This is a genomic window from Proteus cibi, from assembly GCF_003144405.1.
Classification (GTDB): domain Bacteria; phylum Pseudomonadota; class Gammaproteobacteria; order Enterobacterales; family Enterobacteriaceae; genus Proteus; species Proteus cibi.
Window position 1 is genome coordinate 34,497 of the sequence record NZ_PENW01000018.1, and the last position, 23,599, is coordinate 58,095.

Annotated in this window: 20 protein-coding genes; 9 read left to right on the plus strand and 11 right to left on the minus strand. The window is 35.1% G+C overall.

What is annotated here, in order from left to right; all coding sequences use genetic code 11:
• Positions 1 to 67: 67 nt before the first annotated feature.
• Both DK865_RS18650 and DK865_RS10265 read right to left on the minus strand, forming a co-directional pair.
• Complete coding sequence (locus DK865_RS18650; protein WP_162556624.1) at positions 68 to 229, minus strand: hypothetical protein; 162 nt, start codon at positions 227 to 229, stop codon at positions 68 to 70.
• A gap of 705 nt (positions 230 to 934) precedes the next feature.
• Positions 935 to 1,195 carry a hypothetical protein gene (locus DK865_RS10265; RefSeq protein WP_109391862.1) on the minus strand — a complete coding sequence of 87 codons (261 nt, stop codon included), beginning with the start codon at positions 1,193 to 1,195 and terminating at the stop codon, positions 935 to 937.
• 209 nt (positions 1,196 to 1,404) lie between these two features.
• Here DK865_RS10265 and DK865_RS10270 point away from each other — a divergent pair, with 209 nt between their 5' ends.
• Entirely contained in the window at positions 1,405 to 3,225 is a 1,821-nt protein-coding gene (locus DK865_RS10270; RefSeq protein ID WP_109391863.1) for a DUF4365 domain-containing protein, read from the plus strand.
• A gap of 798 nt (positions 3,226 to 4,023) precedes the next feature.
• Here the strand turns inward: DK865_RS10270 and DK865_RS10275 are convergent.
• Positions 4,024 to 4,911: a PhzF family phenazine biosynthesis protein gene (locus DK865_RS10275; RefSeq protein WP_109391864.1), complete on the minus strand. Its 888-nt coding sequence runs from the start codon at positions 4,909 to 4,911 to the stop codon at positions 4,024 to 4,026.
• A gap of 115 nt (positions 4,912 to 5,026) precedes the next feature.
• Positions 5,027 to 5,608 (minus strand): histidine phosphatase family protein, encoded by a 582-nt coding sequence (locus DK865_RS10280; RefSeq protein WP_109391865.1) that lies wholly within the window; start codon positions 5,606 to 5,608, stop codon positions 5,027 to 5,029.
• Positions 5,609 to 6,115: 507 nt separating this feature from the next.
• On the opposite strand from DK865_RS10280, the gene DK865_RS10285 reads away from it, so the two are divergent.
• Positions 6,116 to 7,666 (plus strand): methyl-accepting chemotaxis protein, encoded by a 1,551-nt coding sequence (locus DK865_RS10285; protein ID WP_023581582.1) that lies wholly within the window; start codon positions 6,116 to 6,118, stop codon positions 7,664 to 7,666.
• A gap of 107 nt (positions 7,667 to 7,773) precedes the next feature.
• Here the strand turns inward: DK865_RS10285 and DK865_RS10290 are convergent, their stop codons facing one another.
• The 3 genes from DK865_RS10290 to DK865_RS10300 all read right to left on the minus strand — a co-directional run bounded on the left by DK865_RS10290 (position 7,774) and on the right by DK865_RS10300 (position 10,106).
• Positions 7,774 to 8,352 carry an NAD(P)H-dependent oxidoreductase gene (locus DK865_RS10290; protein ID WP_023581581.1) on the minus strand — a complete coding sequence of 193 codons (579 nt, stop codon included), beginning with the start codon at positions 8,350 to 8,352 and terminating at the stop codon, positions 7,774 to 7,776.
• Between the two features lie 322 nt (positions 8,353 to 8,674).
• Complete coding sequence (gene yafC / locus DK865_RS10295; protein WP_109391866.1) at positions 8,675 to 9,574, minus strand: DNA-binding transcriptional regulator YafC; 900 nt, start codon at positions 9,572 to 9,574, stop codon at positions 8,675 to 8,677.
• A 241-nt stretch (positions 9,575 to 9,815) separates the two neighbouring features.
• The gene (locus tag DK865_RS10300) at positions 9,816 to 10,106 is read right to left on the minus strand and encodes a putative quinol monooxygenase (protein ID WP_023581579.1); all 291 of its coding nucleotides are present in this window, start codon (positions 10,104 to 10,106) and stop codon (positions 9,816 to 9,818) included.
• 295 nt (positions 10,107 to 10,401) lie between these two features.
• Here DK865_RS10300 and DK865_RS10305 point away from each other — a divergent pair, with 295 nt between their 5' ends.
• The 5 genes from DK865_RS10305 (at position 10,402) to DK865_RS10325 (ending at position 17,819) form a co-directional block, all read left to right on the plus strand.
• Positions 10,402 to 11,562: an MFS transporter gene (locus DK865_RS10305; RefSeq protein WP_109391867.1), complete on the plus strand. Its 1,161-nt coding sequence runs from the start codon at positions 10,402 to 10,404 to the stop codon at positions 11,560 to 11,562.
• Positions 11,563 to 13,313: 1,751 nt separating this feature from the next.
• Entirely contained in the window at positions 13,314 to 14,840 is a 1,527-nt protein-coding gene (locus tag DK865_RS10310) for an L-lactate permease (protein ID WP_023581577.1), read from the plus strand.
• A 119-nt stretch (positions 14,841 to 14,959) separates the two neighbouring features.
• Positions 14,960 to 15,679 (plus strand): (Fe-S)-binding protein, encoded by a 720-nt coding sequence (locus DK865_RS10315; RefSeq protein ID WP_109391868.1) that lies wholly within the window; start codon positions 14,960 to 14,962, stop codon positions 15,677 to 15,679.
• Positions 15,680 to 15,691: 12 nt separating this feature from the next.
• On the plus strand, positions 15,692 to 17,113 hold the full coding sequence (locus DK865_RS10320; protein ID WP_109391869.1) for a LutB/LldF family L-lactate oxidation iron-sulfur protein: 1,422 nt from the start codon (positions 15,692 to 15,694) through the stop codon (positions 17,111 to 17,113).
• A gap of 1 nt (position 17,114) precedes the next feature.
• Positions 17,115 to 17,819: a LutC/YkgG family protein gene (locus DK865_RS10325; protein WP_036912498.1), complete on the plus strand. Its 705-nt coding sequence runs from the start codon at positions 17,115 to 17,117 to the stop codon at positions 17,817 to 17,819.
• A 123-nt stretch (positions 17,820 to 17,942) separates the two neighbouring features.
• Here DK865_RS10325 and umoC read toward each other — a convergent pair whose 3' ends face one another.
• Positions 17,943 to 18,347 carry a lysozyme inhibitor LprI family protein gene (umoC, locus tag DK865_RS10330; protein WP_036912495.1) on the minus strand — a complete coding sequence of 135 codons (405 nt, stop codon included), beginning with the start codon at positions 18,345 to 18,347 and terminating at the stop codon, positions 17,943 to 17,945.
• Between the two features lie 453 nt (positions 18,348 to 18,800).
• Between umoC and DK865_RS10335 the strand changes: the two genes are divergently transcribed.
• Both DK865_RS10335 and DK865_RS10340 read left to right on the plus strand, forming a co-directional pair.
• On the plus strand, positions 18,801 to 19,145 hold the full coding sequence (locus DK865_RS10335; protein ID WP_109391870.1) for a DMT family protein: 345 nt from the start codon (positions 18,801 to 18,803) through the stop codon (positions 19,143 to 19,145).
• Between the two features lie 406 nt (positions 19,146 to 19,551).
• Positions 19,552 to 19,935: a YkgJ family cysteine cluster protein gene (locus DK865_RS10340; protein WP_052026879.1), complete on the plus strand. Its 384-nt coding sequence runs from the start codon at positions 19,552 to 19,554 to the stop codon at positions 19,933 to 19,935.
• A gap of 453 nt (positions 19,936 to 20,388) precedes the next feature.
• On the opposite strand, the gene DK865_RS10345 is transcribed toward DK865_RS10340, so the two are convergent.
• From DK865_RS10345 to DK865_RS10355, 3 genes are all read right to left on the minus strand, one after another.
• On the minus strand, positions 20,389 to 20,967 hold the full coding sequence (locus DK865_RS10345; protein WP_023581572.1) for a DUF1287 domain-containing protein: 579 nt from the start codon (positions 20,965 to 20,967) through the stop codon (positions 20,389 to 20,391).
• A gap of 216 nt (positions 20,968 to 21,183) precedes the next feature.
• A complete protein-coding gene (locus DK865_RS10350) occupies positions 21,184 to 22,350 on the minus strand; it encodes an MFS transporter (RefSeq protein WP_036912492.1) in 1,167 nt (388 codons plus the stop codon).
• Between the two features lie 377 nt (positions 22,351 to 22,727).
• On the minus strand, positions 22,728 to 23,585 hold the full coding sequence (locus DK865_RS10355) for an alpha/beta hydrolase (protein WP_228407765.1): 858 nt from the start codon (positions 23,583 to 23,585) through the stop codon (positions 22,728 to 22,730).
• Positions 23,586 to 23,599: the final 14 nt, after the last annotated feature.

The window sequence follows — 23,599 nt, forward strand, 5'->3', positions numbered from 1 at the left end:
GTATCTGTGATAAACTCATTAACCAAAGTGTACCACCTAACAAGTTATTAGCCGATTTATCCGATTATCAACTTGCAAACGTTCCCTGTGAAAACTTTGATGAAGTCCTGCAAGTTAACGTTGATATTGGTGTTGTTTCTGGCCAAATTGGCAGTAAGGAAGCGAAGTATGGCGAATTGGCAGGTAACGTAGGTGAATTTGTTGCAGGAGCCAAGACAAGTACGATCATCGATTCATCCTTCCTCTCCAGTGTTGGCACAATCGTCGGGGGTGGAATTAGAACTACCACAGATAAAGTATTCGGTAAACAAATTGGTAATCTTGCAGGTCAAGAGTTTATAAAACCGAAAGATAATACTCAAAAATAAATAAATGTAGTCTTAAGAATTACTTATGGCTACATAAACTAAAAAAACACTATTGAGATTATTTATGAGCTTTAAAAGCATAATATCGACCACGTCATTGTTTGTAACAATTACTATCAGTTGTCAAAGTTCCATTGCTTCAAATCAATCTTCTAACACAAAGAACTGCAACATTATCTTTCCGTCACAGCAAAAATTAGAGAATAAAGGAGTTGATTTCGATCCCTGCATCTATAGTTGTAAAGATTTAACCACAGTCAAATGTTAAACGTAATCAATTAGATGCATTAAGAATATTAGGAATAATGCATGAGAGAGGATACCTTGTTAAACAGAATACTGAAAAAAATATCAAATTGTTAGAAGAAACCACAAACTTAAGGGATAAGCCATCTCAACACTACCCTGGCGAATTAAGACTACTAGTCATAACAAAAGAAAACACTGATGGCTCATATGATATTGACGATAGTAGACAACTTTACTGGAAACAGAAAGCTGATTCCAAATAACTCCACACATAATAGCAAACCCAAATCTGATGGGCTTACATACACCAAGGTGGCTTATTTTTTACTAGTACGTTCTTTATTAGACTGTGACAACACAGATGCAGCAAAAGTTTTAGTTTCATCACTATACTTTGTGCTTTTTAACACATTAGATGCAATAGTTTCCATCTCAGCCCCTGTTTGCTTCGAGCTATTTGATTGCGAAAGAACTGAAGCCGCTAAAGTTTTTTGGATTTGGGATGCATTTTTGCTTTGAATAGTTTTAGCAGCTTGAGAAGCTAACTGCTTCGAACTTTGCTTCTTATTGACTGTCATTTCTTACTCCTTTAAGTTCAAGATATCTTCAATATATTGTATTGAAATCACCTTCTAAATAACTATATAGTGTTTTCAATTTAATTTCATCTCTACATGATCATAATTCAATTTTAGAACATGACTTTAGGTTAATTACTGTGCTATCACTTGAGTATGGTACTATATGATAAGAAAATCTTATATAATTTGCAAAACTGAGGGACCAGATGAACGCTGGAGAGATTGGAACAGAAGCTGGACGTATTTTTGAATATAACTTACCAAGTAATTGGATTTTCCGAAGCCAAGAAGATCAAAATGATTTTGGGATTGATGGAGAAATTGAAAGTAAAGATGATAGAGGCAAAGCTCTTGGAAAAGATAGTGTGTTTAAAGTTCAAATTAAAGGTGAAGAGCACTCAAATTTTATTCATGATAATAACATCCTTTCATTTACACTAAAAACCGAGCGGTTGAGATACTACTTTGAATTTAAAGTACCTGTTATTCTGGTTGTAGTAGAAGTAACATCTGAGAAAATATTTTGGTTACCTATAACAAACAATGAAATACTAAGAGAAAAGGCATCAAAATCTAATCAAACTGAAACAGTTCAAGTTCATATTCCAATTGAGAATACATTGGTCAGAAAAAATATTTCATCAGCAAGTAAAATATTAGATGCAGTCATAGATTGCTGGGATTATTTAAATATTAAAGGACTTAAGGACTCTGTTGCTAGATATCCAATCATTAGTCCGTCATCTCTCGACAAAAAAATTGAAGATATAGGGGAAACATTATATAAGGCATATCATCAGCAACTGGACAATCTTTTAGCTGAAAGAAAATATGACTCCGTTTTTGAACGTTCTATCGAAATAAGTCATTCACCAATAGTTCCGGCCAAAGATAGATTTGTTGCTGTCTTATACTACTGGCAAGCATTCCAAATTTCCCCTTACACTAATATTAAGAGGGAAGTTTACAGAGAAAATTATTATATCTGCCGACATTTAATGTTATTAGCTAGAGAACAAAAAAGTCGGGTTCACAGGCTAATTGCTCTGAGTAAATCACGAGGAGCAAAATTCAAGGCTCAGTTAGAACAGTTACATGCTACTCATTATTCTGTCAATCACTTCGAAGAAAAATCTTTAGAACATTATATTTTCAATAACCAAACTCAAATAATGTATAGAGACTGCTGTACTTCTCTACAAAAGATCATTGAATTATGTAACCGTATGATAAGAAATGAGCAATATCACATACTTTCAGATTTTTTTGTTAACATATATTCGTCAATTTTAATATTCAAGCAAGTTCATGAAGCAAGAGGTTCTAAGGAAACAATTGAATTTCTCGATGATTGGTATGAAAAAATGTCATTATTAGTAATGGCGTACTGTATAATATCAAAAAATTTAGATAAAATTGAAAAAATATACTTTCTTACTGCCACCTTACTTAAACAAAATCCTAATGCGACACGACCTCATAGAGAGATGATCCTTTCAACTTTTCCTGACTTTGATAAAGCGCTAACTGAAATAGAATGTCATGTCATCAGTCTTGACAATAAAAAAGACTTTTATGATCTTACAGTTGAAGAACAAAAGGAATACTTTTTAAGTATGGCCAAAAATCTAGGGATGGATCCTGATGACCCTCAAGGGGAACACCATGAATTCTTTAAAATTGGATTTGCCAATTATGACCCCACAAATATAATGAAAAATTGCGAACATTTATTTGTCCACTATCGCCCAGGAGGAATATTTTCTCAATCATTGAGAATGCATTCTCTCGGTGGTATGCATCTTTTAATCTGCTTAAAACATAAATATGCACAAGGAACTGGGAATTTATTAAGCCAATTATATGATAGCACTAATGGCTATGATTTCGGTAATAGTTTCAAACAATCAAATTGTGATAAATGTACGGACTGTAAACCCAGACCGTATAGCTGGTCATGGGACCTCAAATGGTATTTAGAAGAAGCCAAGCGTAATAAAGAAATTCTTGAGACATATAAATTCTAATTACATGTAGCTAACTTCAATTTAAGTAGCAGTCTCACACTGGCATCTTAAATTATTTTGGCAAAATACAATTAATGTTTCCAGTTTAAATTCAGCTCCTCAACAGGAAGTTGAATTAACAGTAAACCTCAGCACACCATTCTTGCAGTCATAAACCGACTGTGTCACACTATTGTGCCATTAACTTCATCGACATAAGTAGACGAATCAAACAGTTATATTGGGGAGGAGCTTCAAGCCAGCCCAAATTATCTTCTAAGGACGTCCATAGATGACTAAAAAGCCCGTTAACTCAATGAGTTGCGGGCTTTTTATGTTCTGCGCAGTCGAATTTCACCTAATTAAATCCAATTATTTAGTCGTATTAAACTAAATTTCTAAGCTGCTTATTCGGCGGTGAACCATAACATTATCACGAAAAAATAAGCTACAGTAAGGTGTTAGCAAGATTTAGCTACTTTTACCTTATTAAAAACGCCTAACTCTAATTCATTACTTTTTTATTGTGTATTTTAAAGCGTAAAAATAAAGGGGTTAAACATTAAATAGTTAAGGTTAAAAACAATATACAAAAGTCTGCATCCTATTTTTTTCTGACTCACTCATAACAAGAAAATATGTTGATATTCCCCAATGACAAATTTGGCTTATTATAGATTAATGATAAGTAGCAACTATTTATTTTGCTTCCCGTTATCTGCAAATATTATGCATCAAATTAGATTCATTTCACTTTAAAATCTAGCTTTCATATCAGAGCCTATTAAGAATAACTTTATATAAAATACCACTAATGATTTAAAGAGTAATAATCTTCATACCCATCATTGTCGCTTTTCCCCCTACTCTCACTCGGCTAATTGTATTTTCAGTAGAATCAATAATCACCTGAATAAGCGAGGAGCATTGCATTGCACGTCCCTGCTCTAATAAAAAATGGGTCTCATGAGGGAAAACATGCTTAACAAGATAGCAGCCTAAAGCGCCACTAGAACTCCCTGTCGCAGACTCTTCATTAATCCCATATAAAGGCGCAAAGTTACGGCAATGAGCAGTAATATCTTTATCTTGGCTAAGCTCAAAAACATGAAAACCAATCGTGTTAAACTCTCGACTTAAATTTGCAATCGCATCAAAATTCGGTTTTAGCGTATCTAATTGCCCAAATTGTACAGGGATCAGAATATCAGGTAATCCCGTTGAAAATATCTCAATGGGTAAGCCTGTTTCAGAAATCATTTCGCTATTTATTCCCAGTGCGGCTGCCACATCATCAATATTTGGAGCTTGTCGTGAAACCGGTCGTGTTTGATCCATAACAACATTCTCAGTATCAATTGTGACGCTTAAAATACCCGCTTTCGTTTTTTGCGTATAATGACCAGAAGCCAATACGTTGAGTGAAGATAAAGTGAAAAATACCGCTAATGTCGCATGACCGCAAAAATCGACTTTTCCCTCAGGGGTGAAAAAATCAACTTTAAAATCAGTCTCTTCCCCTTGATAAACAAAAGCCGTTTCAGAAAAACCAACTTCTTTAGCGATAGCAATTTTCTGTTCATCACTTAATTGAGGAGGGTTAAGTACCACGCCAGCAGGATTGCCACCTTTATTATTTCGGGTAAATGAGTTTACAAGATGTACTTTGATCTCGTGTTCTGCTGAGCGTATGGCTTCGTTTGACATATATTTCCTGTATTGCTTCAAATCGCATTAAGTTTGTGTGTAAAAATAAGGTGTTCCCAATCTCTATTATATAGCTCTATTTTAAATATTTTTTAAGCGTTAGATAAAATAATCACTAATTAGGGCAAACTTCTGACACGCCATCTAACTCTTGTTGTCTTTTTTCAAATATGATGCTTTTTTTATCACCCTCTCGGATAATTTTTAAGATATAAATACTATCAAAATCACTACTTTTCCATTTAGGGATTAATTTGGGATCACCCCCTTCTTGCTTCATAATATCTCGTACAACTTTAACTAAATTATCATGCTCCCATGCAATAAAAATGACCGCATTTTTATATTGCAGGCTTAACAAGTCTTCACGCAATTCTTTTATCTCTTTAGCATGATATTGAAGATGAATAGGCAACGAGGTTTTAATAGCGATAGGAGATATCGTTTGGAGTGAACGTAATGAATGACCTAATTTACTCTGTTTTGGTGCGGCTGCGAATAATGCATCGGGTTTGCCAAATTGATTAATAAGCACATCCGGTAGAGCTAATGCTCTATTTAATCCTTTACAGGTCAGTTGCCCACTATCATTATCAGGTTTTTCACCATGTCTTATAAAGACCAGTGTTTGATCAGAATACGCCATATGACTAAATCCTAAAATAAATAGGCTCAAAAATATAAATACACTGCGCATACAGCGTTACCTTTAAGTCAATTAAGTATAAGAAATAAGAGAAGTTAAAGCACCGCTAATATTAACCATAAACTCGCCTATTTTACGTCACTCAGTCTATCATAGACAAAACTATTTCAGAGATGAGCAAGTTTTAGATAGCGCATATTTAGCCATTTTTATACTCTATTGACATTTATTCTATCTTCTAAACGCTTCAAAGTTAATTAACAAATATTAAAATCGAACAAACAATTGTTAACGGAAAATAAAGAATATCTTTAATTTTTTATTACTTTCCATCCAACTTTATAAAGTTAAATGAAACTGAAACATTCAGCACATTTAGATAAAAAAAGGGAGTCGAATCCTTTTTTACAATAAAAATAATGTATTAAAAATCAATGCAAGTCTTTTTATCTCCCTTTATTTAGTTTAATGACTAAAGTTCTCTCACTGCTTACCGATACTGTTTGTTCTTAAATAAGTTACCAATACTTATTAATTATTATTTATCCAGGGTTAAGCATGTTCTTTAAAAACTTTAAAATTCGTACAAAGTTAACCATCGCATTTACAACTTTTGTGATGTTAATTATGTTAGGTTCCGGTTTTGCATTAATGGGTTTAAATAGTGCGAATCAAGATATTCATGATGTCGTTGATGATATCTATCCAGCCACAGTCAAAGCCAATTTGCTGATTAATAATTTCAATGAGTTTATTATATTTCAGCAACTCACTATGCTTGATGAGCAAGGAAGTTTAGCCGCTGAGCAAGAGAGCAAAAAAGCAGAGATCACCGCTAAAGTTGCACAATTACTGAAAGAATTAGACGAAACCACATTCGATGCTGAGTCAAAAAAAATCTTAGCCGAGGTTTATGATATCCGTCAGCAATATATAACCTCTCAAAACTTTGTAGTGAAAGCATTTAATGAAAATAATAGACACGCAGCAGTCAATGAACTGATCACAAAAACTTCCGCTATTCAATTAAAGTATCGCGATAAAATCTTAGAATTTATTGAATTACAAAATCAAAAAATGGAGGAGGCAGGCGACGCTGTTGAACGCGATTTTATGGAGAAAAGAATATTTTTAGTATTATTAACCCTCGTCAGCATTATTGTTGGCAGTATTTTAGGGTGGTTTATTACTAAAGGTATTACTCTCCCATTAGAACGAGCAATAAACTTTGCGAAAGCGATTGCTAATGGTGATTTAACACAAGACGTTAATACTGATTATCATGATGAGGCAGGGATATTATTACAAGCCCTAGCTGAAATGAAAATGCACCTATTAGAAGTGGTGCAAAATGTACAAAATGGTGCTGAAAATATTTCGTCAGCAGCCGAGCAAATTACAGCCGGTAGCCAAAATTTAGCAGCAAGAACAGAAGAACAAGCAACATCAGTAGAAGAAACGGCAAGCTCAATGGAGCAAATGACGTCAACGGTTAAAAATACCGCCGAACATACTCATGATGCAATTAATGTTGCTGAAAAAACTGAAATCGCCGTACATCACAATGGCGAAATGATGCTCCAGCTAACTGAAAAAATGAGAGCAATTAATAGCTCATCATCTCAAATGACAGATATTATTAACTTAATTGATGCCATTGCATTCCAAACTAATATTCTTGCGCTAAATGCCGCGGTTGAAGCCGCTAGAGCGGGTGAACATGGTAAAGGTTTTGCTGTTGTTGCGGGTGAAGTCAGACTACTAGCACAAAAAAGTGCTGATTCCGCGAATGATATACGCACCCTTATCGATAATTCATCAACTCAAACACAAGAAGGAATGGAATTAGTTGAGCAAGCCAGTTCACAAATTCAGAAAATGATCACCGATGTTGAAGAGATCAGTGCATTATTACGAGAAATCGGGCAGGCAAGTAATGAGCAAAGCGATGGTATATCGCAAATCAATAATGCGATAAGCCAGCTTGATTCAACAACGCAACAAAATGCAGGATTAGTCGAGGAATCTGTCGCAGCGGCGGGTTCACTCAATGAACAGGCAGTAAATCTCAATAAATTAGTCAATTACTTTCAGATTAAAAGCATCTAATACTTAGTTAGGATCAGTTTATTGAAAATAATAAAGGTCACTTTCTATTAAAGTGACCTTTAAACGTGTTTTATACATGAACCAAACAATTATACGAATCAATAATTTTAGCCAAATACATGAGTCAAATGCGCTTTATATTCAATAATATCTTTATCAACATTAGGCTCTTTGATCACATTATTCGTCATAAAAGTAGGTAATTGAGACATGCCTAAAAATTGTTGAGATTTATGGAAAGCAAAATAAACGCCATCAACACCTCTCCCATCAAAGAAATTACCAAATTCATTAAAGGCTTCAACTGGCGCATTCCAAGTTACGGAAATCATGTACTGTTTACCTTGCAGCAAACCGCCTGTGCCATATTGTTTTTTAGGATCACGGCGCGTACGTCCATCGTTCTCATATAATTTGCCATGCCCTAAAGTGTAGACATCATCCATATACTTTTTCACTTTCCATGGCATCATCATCCACCAACCAGGCATTTGATATACTACGGTGTCAGCCCATAAGAACTTTTCAATTTCTTCTTCGATATCATAGCCTTCTTCTATTTGAGTTTCTTTAACACTATGACCTAATGTCGCTAAATGCTCAGAGGCAATATCATGTAATGTACGGTTTAATCGCCCCGCAGAGTGACCAAAGTTTTGACCACCATTAATCAGTAAAATATTCATGCTAACTCCTAAATTTCGCTTACGGTAAATTTTTAATAAGGCGTAATTTAGCAAAAAACGACAATAATCACATTTAGGCACAACACCCAAATAACAGACAGAAATAAAATTATTCACTGTATGATTATTAATTTAAATCTCATGTCAGCATAAAAAAATACAAATAGCATAATTTGCAATTAATCAAACCAATACAAAGGATTATTGCTTTTTAAGCAAAAGTCTATTATTACTTAGGCTATTTTTCAAAACGATGAATAGTTGTAGCCTAAATAAGAATATCGTTTCTATTGATAATGTTATTTGCACAAATAGATAAATTTTAGCGTTTCAACGTATCAGATAGATATTGAGTTAAGCTATCTATAAAAACGCGAATGCGCTGGCTAACAACTCTGTCACTATAATAAACAGCATGAAAGGGTAAAGGTATTTGCTGTAATTTATCATTGAATAATTCAACTAATTTCCCATCTCGAATATCTTTATCCAACATAAAATCAGATAAACATGCGATCCCTTCACCATTAACACATAACTGTCTTAATGTTTCACCACTGTTTGAGGATATCCCCTCAGTCACCGTTATTAACTCGTTATCGTTGATCTCTAATGGCCATGTATTTAATGAAGTTGGTTCCGTAAATGTTAAACAAGTATGCTGACGTAAATCTTCAACCGACTTAGGTGTGCCTTGGCGCTCAAGGTATTTCGGTGAAGCCACAATTTTACGATAGCTACTTAATAACGGACGTGCTCGTAGACTTGAATCCGTTAATTGACCCACACGTATAGCCACATCCACTTTACGCTCAATTAAATTAACAAAGGTTTCAGAAGAGACCAATGACAAAATAATATCGGGATACTGTTGGCGAAAAACAGAAATAAAAGGAAGCAGAAGATGTAATACCACAGGTGTAGCTGCATCGATACGTAATAAACCTTTAGGAGAACTTTGTGTACCATGTAACTCATTTTCAGCCGCTTGCATCTCTTGCAAAATCACTTTCATCCGCTGAAAATAAAGTTCACCTTCGGCAGTCAAATTGATCTGGCGTGTTGTTCTATTAAGCAAATTAACGCCTAATTTATCTTCTAATTTTTTTACAGTACGGCTTACCGCTGAATTAGCCAGATTCAGTTTATCTGCAGCTTTTGTAAAACTTTTATGTTCAACAACCTCAACAAATACGCGCGCTTCTTCAGATGTTGCTTTCATATCATAAACCCCGGTAGCATTAAGTAACGTACTGAAATTTAAGAATACGAATATTTTTTTATTATTGCAATTAAGTTAACAGTGAGAAGTAAATAGTGTGTTATTGAGAATAGTGTGAATGAGATAAATAAACATTACTACTTAAAAAATAAGCAGATATACATCATATACATCTGCTCAAATCGTGATTTAAACATATTTAATTAAAATAATGAGACACATTAACAGAGAATAAATAAGATTAAGCTAATTTTTCAATAAATTTGATATCTAACAATTCAATTTTATCTTTTAGATTTTCAACAAACGCTTTCATATGTTCTGTCTCATTATGTTTATCAATAGCGTTCTGGTCTTTCCATATTTCAAAGAAAATAAATGTTCTTGGTTGAGTCGTATCCTTATGAAACTCATATTGGATACACCCTTCATCTTTATGACTTGGTTTTACCATGGCTTTGCAAGCAGATACCACTTCATTTTCATGATTTTCTTTTGCCACTATCGTGGCTATTAATCTGATATTGTTCATATAAAATCCTGTATTCCAACATAAGTATAAATGACAAATAAATAACAACCTGAAATTACTCTAGCACAATTCTTTATGTCATTATTTACATTTAGACAAAAATAAGTTGCTGATACAGCTATTGTCATCGCGATTATGATGTCTTTAAAACTCTATTCAATAAAATAAACGCCACAGTCATTATTGCTATTAAAACAATAGTCTATTGTTTTTTTCCTTATTTATTGCTTTTAGTCACTTTATTAAACTTGCGCCATACCCATTTTGAGCTCTGCTCTTTTTCTTAGGAAGAATAATGAAAGCTTTTTTCCCTCTATTAGCTCTCGCAACAGGTGCTTTTGCTATCGGTGCAACAGAATTTACGCCTATGGGGTTGTTACCTAACATTGCCTCTGGATTGGATATCTCAATAACAACAGCGGGTGGATTAATTACAGGTTATGCCGTGGGTGTTATGGTAGGCGCTCCTATTATGACATTAGGATTAGGTCGATTAACCAAACGACATGCCTTAATTTTTCTATTATTGCTCTTTATTGCAGGTAATTTATTAGCTTCACAATCAAATAGCTATTGGGGATTAATGATTGCAAGGCTAATAACTAGCCTTAATCATGGTGCTTTTTTTGGTATTGGATCTGTGGTAGCCGCAAGCCTTGTTGAAAAACATAAACAGGCAGCTGCCGTTGCCGCGATGTTTATGGGATTAACACTTTCAAACTTAATTGGTGTTCCTTTTATTACTTGGATTGGTCAAGTTTATGGCTGGCGTTTAGCCTTTATTCTTATCTCGGGATTAGGTATTGTGACATTGACAGGTTTATTAATGCTTCTTCCTCCGATCCCTAAAGGAAATAAGCCCAATATCAAATATGAGTTAAAAGTACTCACTCGTTTACCTGTTGTGTTAGCACTACTAACTACTGTATTTGGCGCCTCTGCTCTTTTTGCTCTTTATACATACATTGCCCCTTTCCTGATTAAGATCGTTCATGTCAGCGAAAGTGATGTAGCAATGCTACTGGTTGTGATTGGATTAGGATTTACTGTAGGTAATTACTTAGGAGGTAAGTTATCAGCAAAAGGAATTGATAGAACATTGGTGATATTTTTTGTTTTACTGATCGTGTCTATGCTCATACTCCCGCTTGTTTCAAGTCACCTATACCTAACGGTGATCACCCTCTTTATTTGGAGTGCAGCAAGCTTTGCTCTTGTACCACCATTACAAATAAAAACAATGCAAATAGCTCATGATGCTCCAGGTTTAGTCTCATCAGTAAATATCGGTGCATTTAATTTAGGTAATGCTATTGGCGCTGTTATTGGTGGAGTTGCTTTAAAATACGGTTATAACATTGTTCCTTTCAGCGCAGCCTTAGTTGGGATCATTGGTTTATTACTGGTTTTTTCTCAATTTAAAGTGAAAAGAGAAGCACAAAAAAGCTTGGCTTAGCCTTCTCCCCCTCTTTACACTCACTAAAAAAAGGAACCTAGCTCACATTTTGGTTCTTTTTTTTATGTGTAACAACCTCGCCAATAAAATGTAAACAATTTTACTAATATCAGACAAACTATTTGTTTTTGCCAACTTATTTTAGCGGTTATGGATAGCGTCAAATGTTAAATCCTAAAACATCGCTAACATAATCGCTGATTTCCGTTATCAAAACAGAGCCATTTAATGATGAAAATAATCTTTTCACTATTAATACACTCACAATAATCTCAGGGTAATCACACTTATTGTGAGATAACCTTATAGCGCTAAAACAGACAGCAGCACATTTACATGCTAAAGAAAATACTCCGCTAGAGATTATTACGTAGTTAAAAAAGAGAAATAATTATCTGCAAACTCACTTTTTAATCACTGTTTTACCTTGATTATTTGTATGACAATTATCTCAGGTGAAATTAATATCTCATCTAAAAATGAGACTGTTGCTTTAAAAACATTTCATATCTTATCTTTGCTTTAAAATAATCAACTCAAACACTTTAAAAAAGTAAAAAATACCTTTAAATAACTATTTCTCCATTATTAAATGGCATTTATTTCGTACTTTTTCAGCGATAAAAAACAAGAAAAATAAACTTTTTATTTTTATCAAGATGATCAAGATCACTTCAATCATGTCTTTAACTGAGAAACGTTAGGAAGAACTATTCTCATTTGCTATTTATCTCACTCATCATAAAATCATTATCCCACTGATTTGTATTACAATTAAATCCTATTCAAAAGCCAGTAAACATGCCCCTCTAGACACAAAAAGAAGTCAATCACTGATGAGAAAATCATATTAGAATCTATTTAAACAGTTCATATAAAAATATGAAATTTGTATAACTAAAATTAAAAATAAACAAAAAGAAATTAATAAAAATAAATTGTTTTTATACGATATGAAAATAGTCATAAATTATGAATAAAAAAAGCCCCTAAATTCACATATAAAATTATAAAATAAAAAAAGCGAGAAACAAAAAAACAACATAAAGAAAAAGATAAATATAGAAACAAAAAAAAAAGAAAAAACAAGAAAATAGAAAATTAAAAACAAATAATATTGATAACAAATCGAGATATTATAAAAATAAGATAAAAAACAACTTAAATAATTAAAATAAAAAAATTTAGAATAATAAAATATTGAAATGAAAAAACGTTCAGTCTATTTGTTAAAAAAATACCTTTAAAAATAATTCATTAATTTATTTTATGTTTATTATGTAATTAGAGAGTCATTTTTAGGCTAAAAAAGCGTGTTTTAGACATAAACTCATCTTTTTATTACATAGCGAAAACCATCAATATCGTTCTTTTTTTCATCAAAAATCATTTTAACAACAACATTAGCAATTTAATTACATTGATGGACATCAAAAAATAAGATAATTAACAAGCAAATAATGAGAAAAAAGGAATTTTTTTATATTTGTCACACAATTGATTTTATTCTATTACATCTCAATCAATATTCCCTACAATAGCCAACTAATCTAACCTGACAATTTCCTAAGTGATGATATCTTTCATTGTTTAGGTTAGTAACTATCTTTTTTTATTTATGATTTATCGTTTCAGCAAAGTAGCGCTTTAATAAAACCTAGTACCCTACACAATTATATAATGACCAACTTATAGGTTTGCCAACGCAGTTATAAACGATAAAAATTGCAAACTTAAGGATAAAAATAATCATGTCAGACTATCTATCATTCTTATTAGGCATTGTGCCTTTAGCGGTTTTGATTTTTATGATCTTAAAAATGAAATCAGCCGTTCACCATGCAGTGCTTGTTTCTTTAGTGATAACTGTTGCGCTGGCTATTTTCCATTGGAACAACACCATTCAATTTGCTTCAGTCTCTGTCCTTTATGGTGCAGTTAAAGGATTGTGGCCAATCATCATCGTTATTCTTGCTGCGATTTATAGTTATAACTTAATGCTAAAAACAGGTGGCATGGATGTACTTAAAGATGTACTGGCTGGCATAAGTGATGATAAGCGCGTGCAAGTTCTGCTTATCTCATGGTGTTTTGGTGGTTTTCTGGAAGCGGTTGCGGGTTATGGTACTGCGGTTGCCATTCCTATCGGCATTTTAATTGCACTTGGATTTGATCCTTTTAAAGCCGCCGTTGCCTCTTTAGTTGCCAATACGGTTCCAACTGCTTTTGGTGCGGTCGGTATTCCCGTTTCAATTTTAGCGCAAAATACTGGGCTTGATGTATTAGTGCTGAGTAAAACAATTATTATTCAGTTGGGATTATTTAATATCGTATTGCCTTTTGTCATCGTTGCCATTGCGGGTGGCGGAATTAAAGCGATTAAAGGTGTCGGGTTTATTACCTTAATGTGTGGTATCAGCACCCTGATCCCTCAATATATCGTTGCGGCTAATTTAGGCGCTGAATTACCCGCATTTGCTGGTAGCTTGGTCAGCTTAATTGTGGTTATTTTCCTTGCTAAACGCATGAAAAATAGTGGTGATAAACAAAAAAGTGTCAAAAAACACACGGGTAAAGAGTTATTAGTCGCGAGTTCTATTTATCTGTTTACCTTTATCTTTATTTTAGCCTGCTCTCCTTTATTTCCTACGATCCAAAGTATGGCGGGGGCGATTTCCACAAAGATCCCCTTTGTATTAAGTGAAACACAAACAGAGTATCAAACCATTGCTTGGTTAAGTACACCGGGTGTATTAATTATTCTCGCCAGCTTTGTGGGGGGAACCATTCAAGGTGCAAGTGTTTCAACGCTTATCTCTGTTCTGGTTAAAACGACTATCCAATTGAAAAACTCCATTATTGCGATCACCGCAATCGTAGCAATGGCAACCGTGATGGATTTCAGTGGCATGATTGGCAGTATCGCTGAAACCTTAGTCGATTTCACCGGTGCCGGATTTATTTTTATTGCGCCAGTAATCGGTGCATTAGGAACCTTCGTAACCGGTAGTGACACCAACTCTAACGTACTGTTTGGTAAGTTACAAACCAGTGCCGCCGCTAAACTTAATATTGACCCATTCATTCTCGCCGCTGCCAATACCTCTGGTGCAACGGGCGGTAAAATGATTTCACCACAAAGTATCGCCATTGCGGTTTCAGCGACAAAAATGGATGGTCAAAGCAGTGCCATTATGCGTGAAACCTTAAAATACTGTATCGCCTATATCGTTATTCTTGGGGCGAAGATCGGCATTATTTATCATCTAATGAACTAATTAATAAGGAAAAGGGAGCGTGTTCACTCCACTCTCTTTTCCTCTTATAACGAAGCAATAAAAGAATTTTATCTTTAGTAAAAATGACAACATCTGAGCGATGTTTTGGAGTTCGATTAATGAAAGTTAATTTTTATGCGACCTGTCTTGGTGATGTGCTGAAAGCAGATTCAGCCCGAGACACCGTCTTGTTACTTGAAAAATTAGGCTGCGAAGTCTTATTTCAAGAACGCCAAGGTTGCTGTGGTCAGCCAGCGCTTAATAGCGGTTATGTCAATAACGCAAAACCTGCCATGAAATCGTTAATTGAAACATTGGAAGTGAACGACTATCCCATTATTTCACCCGCAGGCTCCTGTACTTATGCCATTAAAGGTTATCCAACTTATCTTGCTGATGAACCACAATGGGCATTGCGGGCACAAAGTGTTGCCGATCGCCTGATTGATTTAACCAGCTTTATTGTTAACACCCTTGGAGTTGTTGATGTTGGCGCTCGCCTGCCAGGTAAAGCGGTTTATCATCCCTCTTGCAGTTTAACCCGAAAATTAGGTGTCGTTAGTGAGCCTTTAACGCTGTTAAAACATGTTGAAGGCCTTGAAATGTTGCCTTTTGCAAACTCAGAAACCTGCTGTGGCTTTGGCGGAACTTTCTCCGTGAAGATGTCTGAAATTTCAGGCGAGATGGTGACTGAAAAAGTGAAACATATTATGGATGTAAGTCCTGATTATGTCATTGGTGCCGATACAAGCTGCTTAATCAACATTCAAGGTCGTTTAAGTCGTGAAAAACGTTCTGTAAAAGTGTTGCATATCGCACAAGTTTTAATGAGCCAATAAGGGAGCCTGCTTATGTCTATCAAAACCAGTGATATAGATTTCAGACCTCGTCTAGAACATGAAATGAAAGACACGATCATGCGTAATGCGGTTGTTATGGCGCAAGAACGTATTGGGGCTAACCGTCAAATCATGGTGAAGGAGCTGGGTAATTGGGAAGAATGGCGTGATCGCGCTGAACAAATCCGTAACCATGTTCTTGAAAACTTAGATGCTTATCTCTATCAATTATCTGAAAAAGTGACTGAAAACGGAGGCCATGTTTATTTTGCTAAAACAGCAGAAGATGCCTCTCGTTATATTTGTGAAGTCGCCAAAAAGAAAAACGCGAAGAAGATTGTAAAATCTAAATCAATGGTCACCGAAGAAATTGGGATGAATAAAGCCTTACAAAATGAAGGCATTGAGATCATCGAAACTGACCTTGGAGAATATATTCTTCAATTAGATAATGATCCACCGTCTCATATCGTGGTTCCGGCGATCCACAAAGATCGTTATCAAATTCGCAAAGTCTTAAATGAAAAGCTCAATTATGAAGGCAGCGAAACGCCAGAAGACATGACCCTTTTCATTAGGCAACGTATAAGACAAGATTTCCTTTCTGCTGATATTGGTGTCACCGGCTGTAACTTTGCCGTGGCGGAAACCGGGACTGTTTGTTTAGTCACCAATGAAGGTAATGCAAGGATGACCACAACATTACCTAAAACCCATATAGCGGTTATGGGTATGGAACGAGTGGCTCCTACCTTTGAAGAAGTTGATCCGTTGATAACCATGTTATGTCGTAGTGCCGTTGGCTCACGCTTAACAAGTTATAACACTTGGGTGACTGGCCCACGAGAAGCAGGCAATGTAGATGGTCCTGAAGAGTTCCATTTAGTGATTGTGGACAATGGTCGTTCTGAAATTTTAGGCTCACAATTTAAAGATATTTTACGTTGTATTCGTTGTGGTGCTTGCCTAAATACATGTCCTGCTTATCGTAATATTGGCGGACATGCTTATGGTTCAATTTATCCAGGTCCAATTGGTGCAGTCATTTCTCCACTATTAGGGGGTTATAAAGATTTCCACGATCTCCCTTATGCATGTTCACTATGTAACGCTTGTAATGTGGTTTGCCCAGTCAAAATTCCTTTAGCACAACTCATTTTAAAACATCGCCGTGTGATGGCCGAAACCGGTCTTACACCCAAAGCTGAACGTCGAGTCACCGGTATGTTTAATTACCTCAACGCACACCCTTCTCTTTGGAAAGTCGGTATGAACGTCGGTGCGAAAATGGCGGGATTAATGATCAAGAATGGTTCTACACCAATCAAAATCAGTGTTCTTAACGATTGGATGGAATCACGTGATCTCCCTAAACCGGATGGTTATAGCTTCCGTAGTTGGTTTAAACGCCATAAAGCAGAAGGAAAAAAATAATATGTTAAACGAACAAAACCGTAATGAATTTCTGCAAACTATTGCTGAAAAATTAGGGCGTCCTATTGCGCATAAGCCACAGCCACAACCTACACCAGTGAATAATTTAGCGAAAACACGCTTAACGCATTTAACGCAAGATGAGCTGTGTAAAGAGTTTACTGACTTTGCACAGACCCAAATGGTGAAATGTGTTGTTAGCAAACCTGATGAAGTTATTAATAGCCTAATTGAGCTCTGTGAAAGTTATGATTGCCAAGGCTCGGTGGTAATAAGTGGTGATGAGCGTTTAGATGCACTTGGCATCACAAAAGCGGTTAGCGAAAAATACGAAACTTATATTTGGGACCCTGCACTTGGACGTGAAAATATTGTTCATGCTGAACGCTCCCAAATTGGGATTGTTTTTGCTGAAGCGGGCTTAACAGAATCGGGTGGTATTGTTTTATTTTCGTCGCCAGAGAAAGGGCGTGCCGTGAGTTTATTACCTGAAACCTCTATTGTTATCCTACGTAAAAGCGATATTTTGCCTCGTGTGGCTCAAATTGCAGAGCGTTTACATAAGATGGCTCAAGAGGGGGTGAGAATGCCGTCTTGTATCAATTTAATTGGTGGAGCAAGTTCTACTGCTGACATTGAATTGATTAAAGTATGGGGGGTTCACGGCCCTGTCCATGCAGCTTATCTTATTATTGAAGATTGCTAATTTAAGATAAAATAACGTTAAAACGATAACAAAATAACTAACAGTCAGAGTCAATTATCGACTCCTAAATAAAACCCAAAAGATAAGTTAATGGCTTTTGGGTTTATCTCTATTATTTACCCATTAATTATTCAATAAAACTTTAGCTCTCCATTGATTTAATTTTATTTCACATGCGAGTAAAACATCTCCAGCCCCCGATCCCCCCATTAATAATGAGGATTGTCGTTGACATTCAGCGCTTCTAAATTGAATAAAATGCTGTTGAGAACTCGCTAATGCATCAATAGCACCTTTCGCTGCAACAGAATCAGTATCTTCAAGATCGCTTTTACTTTTGTCATAAATGACATTCATTTGCTGTTCTGTCAGTTTTAACTCATCCAATAAACAAGCTTGCACTGCTGTTCTCGGCTCGTTTGCAGTCACTTCATAACATTTAGCTAAAGGATCGTATTTATCTTGTGCCGAAGAAAAAAAGCTAACTGTAAGTAAGCAACAAGAGAGCAGAAATGAACTTATCTTCACGCGAACTCCTTATAGAAATTTATAATAAGATTTATGTTCAACATAATGTATAAAATAACTAATATCACATCTATTAGTGCGAATAGCATCATTTTAGGATATATCGCATCTTACTCGATAAATTTAAATGCTAATCGAGTAATAATAAGAAAACATTATTAATATCTTTTTTATTTAAACACATCTTTCTTATTCTTTATCAAATAAAGACGATTTATCACAATATCAATAGATTAATACTCAACCAATAATTTTAAAAATTGTCGTTTACAACTTTAACTTCACTTTTAATTGATAAAATAACAAAATTTCTTATCCTAAAAAAAGTCTGCTATTTCAATTTTTACTGTTTTTTTTCTTTGCGTAGTAATAGAAAATCCTCTTTTTTTGCAGTAATCTCGTACCATTCTTATTGGCAAATTTTATCTAAAAACGACCCGTGGTATCACCTATATGCTCTACAAATTTACCCCCATTATTCTTCTCATCATTTCCAATGTTTTTATGACATTTGCTTGGTATGGACATCTAAAATATGGCAATAAACCTCTTATTATTGTCATTATTTTAAGCTGGCTGATTGCATTTGTTGAATACTGTTTTGCTGTACCTGCAAATCGTATTGGTCATAATTACTACAGTGCAGCAGAATTAAAAACCATACAAGAAGTGATCACTTTAACTATTTTCGCTATTTTTTCTGTCACTTACTTGGGAGAAAATTTTACATTAAATCATTTTATTGGTTTTCTTTTAATTGGTGCCGGTGCTTTATTTATTTTTAAAGGTCCTTTTTAGAAAAAGTGATTAATCGATATCTTTCGCTCATTTTTTCGGCATATCATCTACACTTGTTTTATTAATTGCCTTATCAAAATTGATAAGGTTTTTTTATTCAAAACCTACCTTATTGATTACTTTTAATACTATTTGTAGTGTGGTTTTTACGGAGGGTTAAATAACACCATCACTTACCATTAAGTTATATAGTCTATTAAGCTATTTTTTCTGAAACAATAGTCTGTTTTGTAATAAAAATATTCCATATACAGAAACATTTCTCTTGAAAAGTTTTTTTCATTCAGCGCATAATGATTACTCTAAGAGAAGCATCGTTTCTCTGTCTTTTTTTGCCTCTCTTAAACTATCGCACCCTTTAAATGTGCGTTTTATCACTTTAACGTCAGATAAAATGGTATCTGGTATGAGCAAACATTCTAACGATTTTATTTATATGCAGGATAATCCCTGTATGCATTGTGGTGCTTGTTGCGCCTATTTTAGAGTTTCGTTCTATTGGGCTGAAATGGTCAGTGGTGGAGGTGTGGTTCCCGATGAATTAACAGAACCCTTAACACCTTTTCTCTCTTGCATGAAAGGAACGAATTCTAAAAAACCACGCTGTGACAAACTGGTTGGGGAAGTTGGAGAGTGTGTAAGCTGTTCCATCTATGAACAACGCCCTTCTCCTTGTCGTGAGTTTCAACAATCTTGGGTAAATGGCATCCCGAATGAAGCTTGTGATCGTGCGAGAGCAGCTTATGGTTTACCTCCATTAACTCAGGTCATCTTGCCTCACAGCGCGTAAAACATCAGAGGGGTTAAGCCCCTCCTGATCCTTGAGCACCCTCCAATCTTAAAAATAAAATAACAGCACAAAAAATCATTATTAAATAATACGTTAGTTTGACTTTATTTTTAAATGACCTAGTATATAAGGTAATGAATTAATAACGCGTATTTAGTGAGGTTTTTTATTTAAAATAGCAAAAATTTTGGAGGGCATTATGATCAGTAGCTCTTTTTTTATCCTTTTCCTTTCTTTTATCTGTTCTACTGCTGTCGTTAGTATGTTACTCGGTGGCTTAGAGGAATAATATATGAATATTTCTGATGAAAATATTCTTCCCCAGAAATAATGCCCATACTTTATATCAAATCAGTATGGGCATTATTTTATTTACTGTTTAAATTTTAGATTTATTTTACTGTTATTATTTTTATAAAAAATTGCGTACTATCATTTTCCTCGTTTACCTATTTAGTAGGTAAAATGCCCTGTTATTTTCCATGAAAATAAAACATCCTCAGCGACTTGCCCAAACCCAATATTATGCATAACTAGATAGCGTTGGTTATCCCAGCTTTTCTTATTTACCACAATGCCGATATGAGGCCGTCCATTATCTAAACGCCAGCTAACAATATCCCCCGGTACATAATCTTCTGCATTTTTTGTAATTGGTTTTACTTTTCCTTTTCGTGTAAAAAAGACCTCTAAATTGGGAACTCTACGGTGATCAATATTTGTATCGGGTTTATTCAGTCCCCACATTCGTTTACTTGGGTAAGCGGAAAAATTTGCTTTAATATCTTCATGCAATAATTTTTGCAAATCGATGCCGATCCCACGATAACTACGAATGATCACATCACTACAGACTCCTTTATAAGCAGGAACGTCTCCCATTGGGTAGTCTATTTTACGATAATCAGAGTCGTAAAAGACGGCTTTTGGTAAGTCGGCAGCATACTCCACCAGCTTTTTATTTTGCTCTGAAGTTATCGCTTGTGCATTTGAGAAAGGAATAATAAGCAAGAGTAAAACGCTAATTTTCATTATTTTCACTGTATATTCTCCATGAAAAAGTTAAATCCATTATTTAAGAAAGAAATGACGTTATCTGTTTATACTGATAAAGCACAGCATAAAAATATAAGGGAAGTCTTAATTCGTTTTTAGCGTAGAGATAAAAAAACCGAGCCACCTTTACGGTAAACTCGGCTGATAAATACGAGAAAAAGAATAGAAAGAGAGCAAGTAAGAGAAAACAGTTTAGTTCAATACAATATGACTTTTACGGCGTAGACTTGCAAAGAGCATGTAAATTGCCGTCACTAATAACACCACAAAGAAGAAATTCATAATGCCGTTATTAGCTTGCGCCATAAACATCCCTGCCCCTAAAGGCCCAATAGCAGAGCCAATGCTATAACTTAATAGCATCACTTGCGTAATGGCGACAATGTAACTCGCATTCACATGATCACACGCCAATGTAATAGCGATAGGATAAAGTGCAAAAGAAGACATTCCTAATAGCGCTAGTGCAATAATAAGCACCATATAATCGCTAGAAAGATAAGTCAGTCCCATGGCAAAAACGCCGACTAAACACATCATCGCTAATAACAGTGTCTTGCTTATCATTACAGACAGTTTGCTAATAATAGGCTGAACCACCATTCCGCCTAAAATAATTGCTGCCATCAACACACCTATTTGGTCTGTTGTAAATTGCCCCTGATTTAAAGCCAACGGCATCATGCCATAAATACTGCCCATCACAACACCCGACACCATACAGCCTACTAAAGCAGCTTTATTTAATCGACTCATCTGCTTGAGTGATAAACTTTTATGATCATGCCCTTGTGGTTGCCCTTGTTTAAAAAACAGAGGCGGCAATACCGCAATTAATAGCAAAACTAATACCGCCATAAATGGGATAGCACCTTGCGTACCAATTGCACCAATCGCTAATTGCCCTAATGTTGTGCCACCATAAAGCGAGGTCATATAAAATCCTAAGCGTTTAGCTCGCTCTTTAGGATTATCGCCAATTAATAGCCATGATTCGACAACAACAAATATACCTGCAACCGCCATACCACCAATAAAACGGAAAACCATCCATGCTGATAAATAAGGCATTAAAGGCAACACACCGACAGTCACTGCCAGTAATAATAAAAATACAACGAAAGAAAGACGATGCCCTATTCTTGCAATAATAGGTTCTATCATGACTGAACCTATTAACAATCCAATAAAATAAATACTTGCTAACCAGCTAGCATAGAGTGTATCCATTCCAAAACTGCTCATAGACAGTGGAACTAAACTCATTAAATAGCCTGACGCGATAGCAAATACCGTTAACCCAGCCACAGGTACTAATGTACTGTCGCCTTTGCGTACCAAAGTAGTGTTCTGTTTCACTACCCTCGTCTCCACAATCAAAACGGTTGATGATGCGCTGTTTTCTCGATGCCTGATAGAGGCGGTTCTTTTATCTAGGAAAGAGAAAAGAAACAAAGGTGAAAACAGTGGATGGCGTCCCTAAATTCAGGAGACGCGAATATAGCGTTTAAATGATGATAAATAAAATTATAAAATCTAATGTCAGAAAACAATTTTATTTATATCAATCATGATTATCGTCTTTTCTACCAAAAAGAAATAGTGCTAATCCGATATTTATTTTTATTAAGAATAGATACGAATAAATACGTAATAAATCAAATGAAAATGACAAATATTCATGGCTATCCTATCGTTACCCGATAGGATAGCTAAAAATAAAGAGATACTTTGGTTTATTCTCCACTTTTTTCTAAAGCAATATGAATCGCATCAGGAATTGAACCACCATGGCCTTTGCCCTCAAACAGATAAAATGCACACTGTTTTCCTGCTTCCGATAAATACTGGCATAACTGACGTTGCGTTAACCAACTATTACGCTCTTGATAATTTTTTTGTTGCTCTTCACTTAATCGGCTTAAATCGGGTTTTTCTTCTTTTTCGCCTAAGGTTATTGTAATTGAAATATCATTAGGAATAGCTTGCCATTGCTCTTTTTTCACCCATTCGCCATTTCCCCACCATAATGATGGACTTGCTGCGATATAACGTTGAAATGTTTCTGGATGATTGAATAAAACATAGAGGGTAAATACACCACCAAAAGAGTGACCAAACAGAGATTGCTGAGTAATCGATATTTTTTCTTTAGCGATTTGCTCTAACGCGTAAGGTCTTACTTGGGTTAAGAAAAATTGATAAAAATGCTCTGCGTTTCCGCCTCGGTTAAAGGCTTCTCCTTTTACACTCGGCGTGTAGTCATGCGTTCTCTCTGTAATAAAATAAGCTTTATCCCCCACATACCCCACACTGATAATGGCAGGTAGCGGTTTATTTTTCTGCGTTATGGCTTCATTTACCATCAATGGAAACTGCGCATTTCCATCAACACTATAAATTAGCGCTGTCTTAGTGGTATTTTTAGGAATAGCCAGAAAGAGGCGATATTGTTTTCCTTCATATGCCACTTCTTTATTTGTAATTTGATAATAAAAATGAGCCTGAGACTCAATCTCAGGGACCTCTTGATTAGGTCTAGCTTGAACAACCGCAGATAACATAATCATTCCACATAACATTAGTATTCGCATAAATCAGATACTCT

What these genes read in the sequence shown, in the direction of transcription:
- DK865_RS10335 (WP_109391870.1), top strand. Translation starts at nt 18,801, where the DNA reads ATGCTCTACAAATTTACCCCCATTATTCTTCTCATCATTTCCAATGTT.
- DK865_RS10320 (WP_109391869.1), top strand. Translation starts at nt 15,692, where the DNA reads ATGTCTATCAAAACCAGTGATATAGATTTCAGACCTCGTCTAGAACAT.
- DK865_RS10285 (WP_023581582.1), top strand. Translation starts at nt 6,116, where the DNA reads ATGTTCTTTAAAAACTTTAAAATTCGTACAAAGTTAACCATCGCATTT.
- DK865_RS10300 (WP_023581579.1), bottom strand. Translation starts at nt 10,106, where the DNA reads ATGAACAATATCAGATTAATAGCCACGATAGTGGCAAAAGAAAATCAT.
- DK865_RS18650 (WP_162556624.1), bottom strand. Translation starts at nt 229, where the DNA reads ATGATCGTACTTGTCTTGGCTCCTGCAACAAATTCACCTACGTTACCT.
- DK865_RS10325 (WP_036912498.1), top strand. Translation starts at nt 17,115, where the DNA reads ATGTTAAACGAACAAAACCGTAATGAATTTCTGCAAACTATTGCTGAA.
- DK865_RS10355 (WP_228407765.1), bottom strand. Translation starts at nt 23,585, where the DNA reads ATGCGAATACTAATGTTATGTGGAATGATTATGTTATCTGCGGTTGTT.
- DK865_RS10265 (WP_109391862.1), bottom strand. Translation starts at nt 1,195, where the DNA reads ATGACAGTCAATAAGAAGCAAAGTTCGAAGCAGTTAGCTTCTCAAGCT.
- DK865_RS10345 (WP_023581572.1), bottom strand. Translation starts at nt 20,967, where the DNA reads ATGAAAATTAGCGTTTTACTCTTGCTTATTATTCCTTTCTCAAATGCA.
- DK865_RS10275 (WP_109391864.1), bottom strand. Translation starts at nt 4,911, where the DNA reads ATGTCAAACGAAGCCATACGCTCAGCAGAACACGAGATCAAAGTACAT.
- DK865_RS10280 (WP_109391865.1), bottom strand. Translation starts at nt 5,608, where the DNA reads ATGCGCAGTGTATTTATATTTTTGAGCCTATTTATTTTAGGATTTAGT.
- yafC (WP_109391866.1), bottom strand. Translation starts at nt 9,574, where the DNA reads ATGAAAGCAACATCTGAAGAAGCGCGCGTATTTGTTGAGGTTGTTGAA.
- DK865_RS10270 (WP_109391863.1), top strand. Translation starts at nt 1,405, where the DNA reads ATGAACGCTGGAGAGATTGGAACAGAAGCTGGACGTATTTTTGAATAT.
- DK865_RS10315 (WP_109391868.1), top strand. Translation starts at nt 14,960, where the DNA reads ATGAAAGTTAATTTTTATGCGACCTGTCTTGGTGATGTGCTGAAAGCA.
- DK865_RS10310 (WP_023581577.1), top strand. Translation starts at nt 13,314, where the DNA reads ATGTCAGACTATCTATCATTCTTATTAGGCATTGTGCCTTTAGCGGTT.
- DK865_RS10290 (WP_023581581.1), bottom strand. Translation starts at nt 8,352, where the DNA reads ATGAATATTTTACTGATTAATGGTGGTCAAAACTTTGGTCACTCTGCG.
- DK865_RS10340 (WP_052026879.1), top strand. Translation starts at nt 19,552, where the DNA reads ATGAGCAAACATTCTAACGATTTTATTTATATGCAGGATAATCCCTGT.
- DK865_RS10305 (WP_109391867.1), top strand. Translation starts at nt 10,402, where the DNA reads ATGAAAGCTTTTTTCCCTCTATTAGCTCTCGCAACAGGTGCTTTTGCT.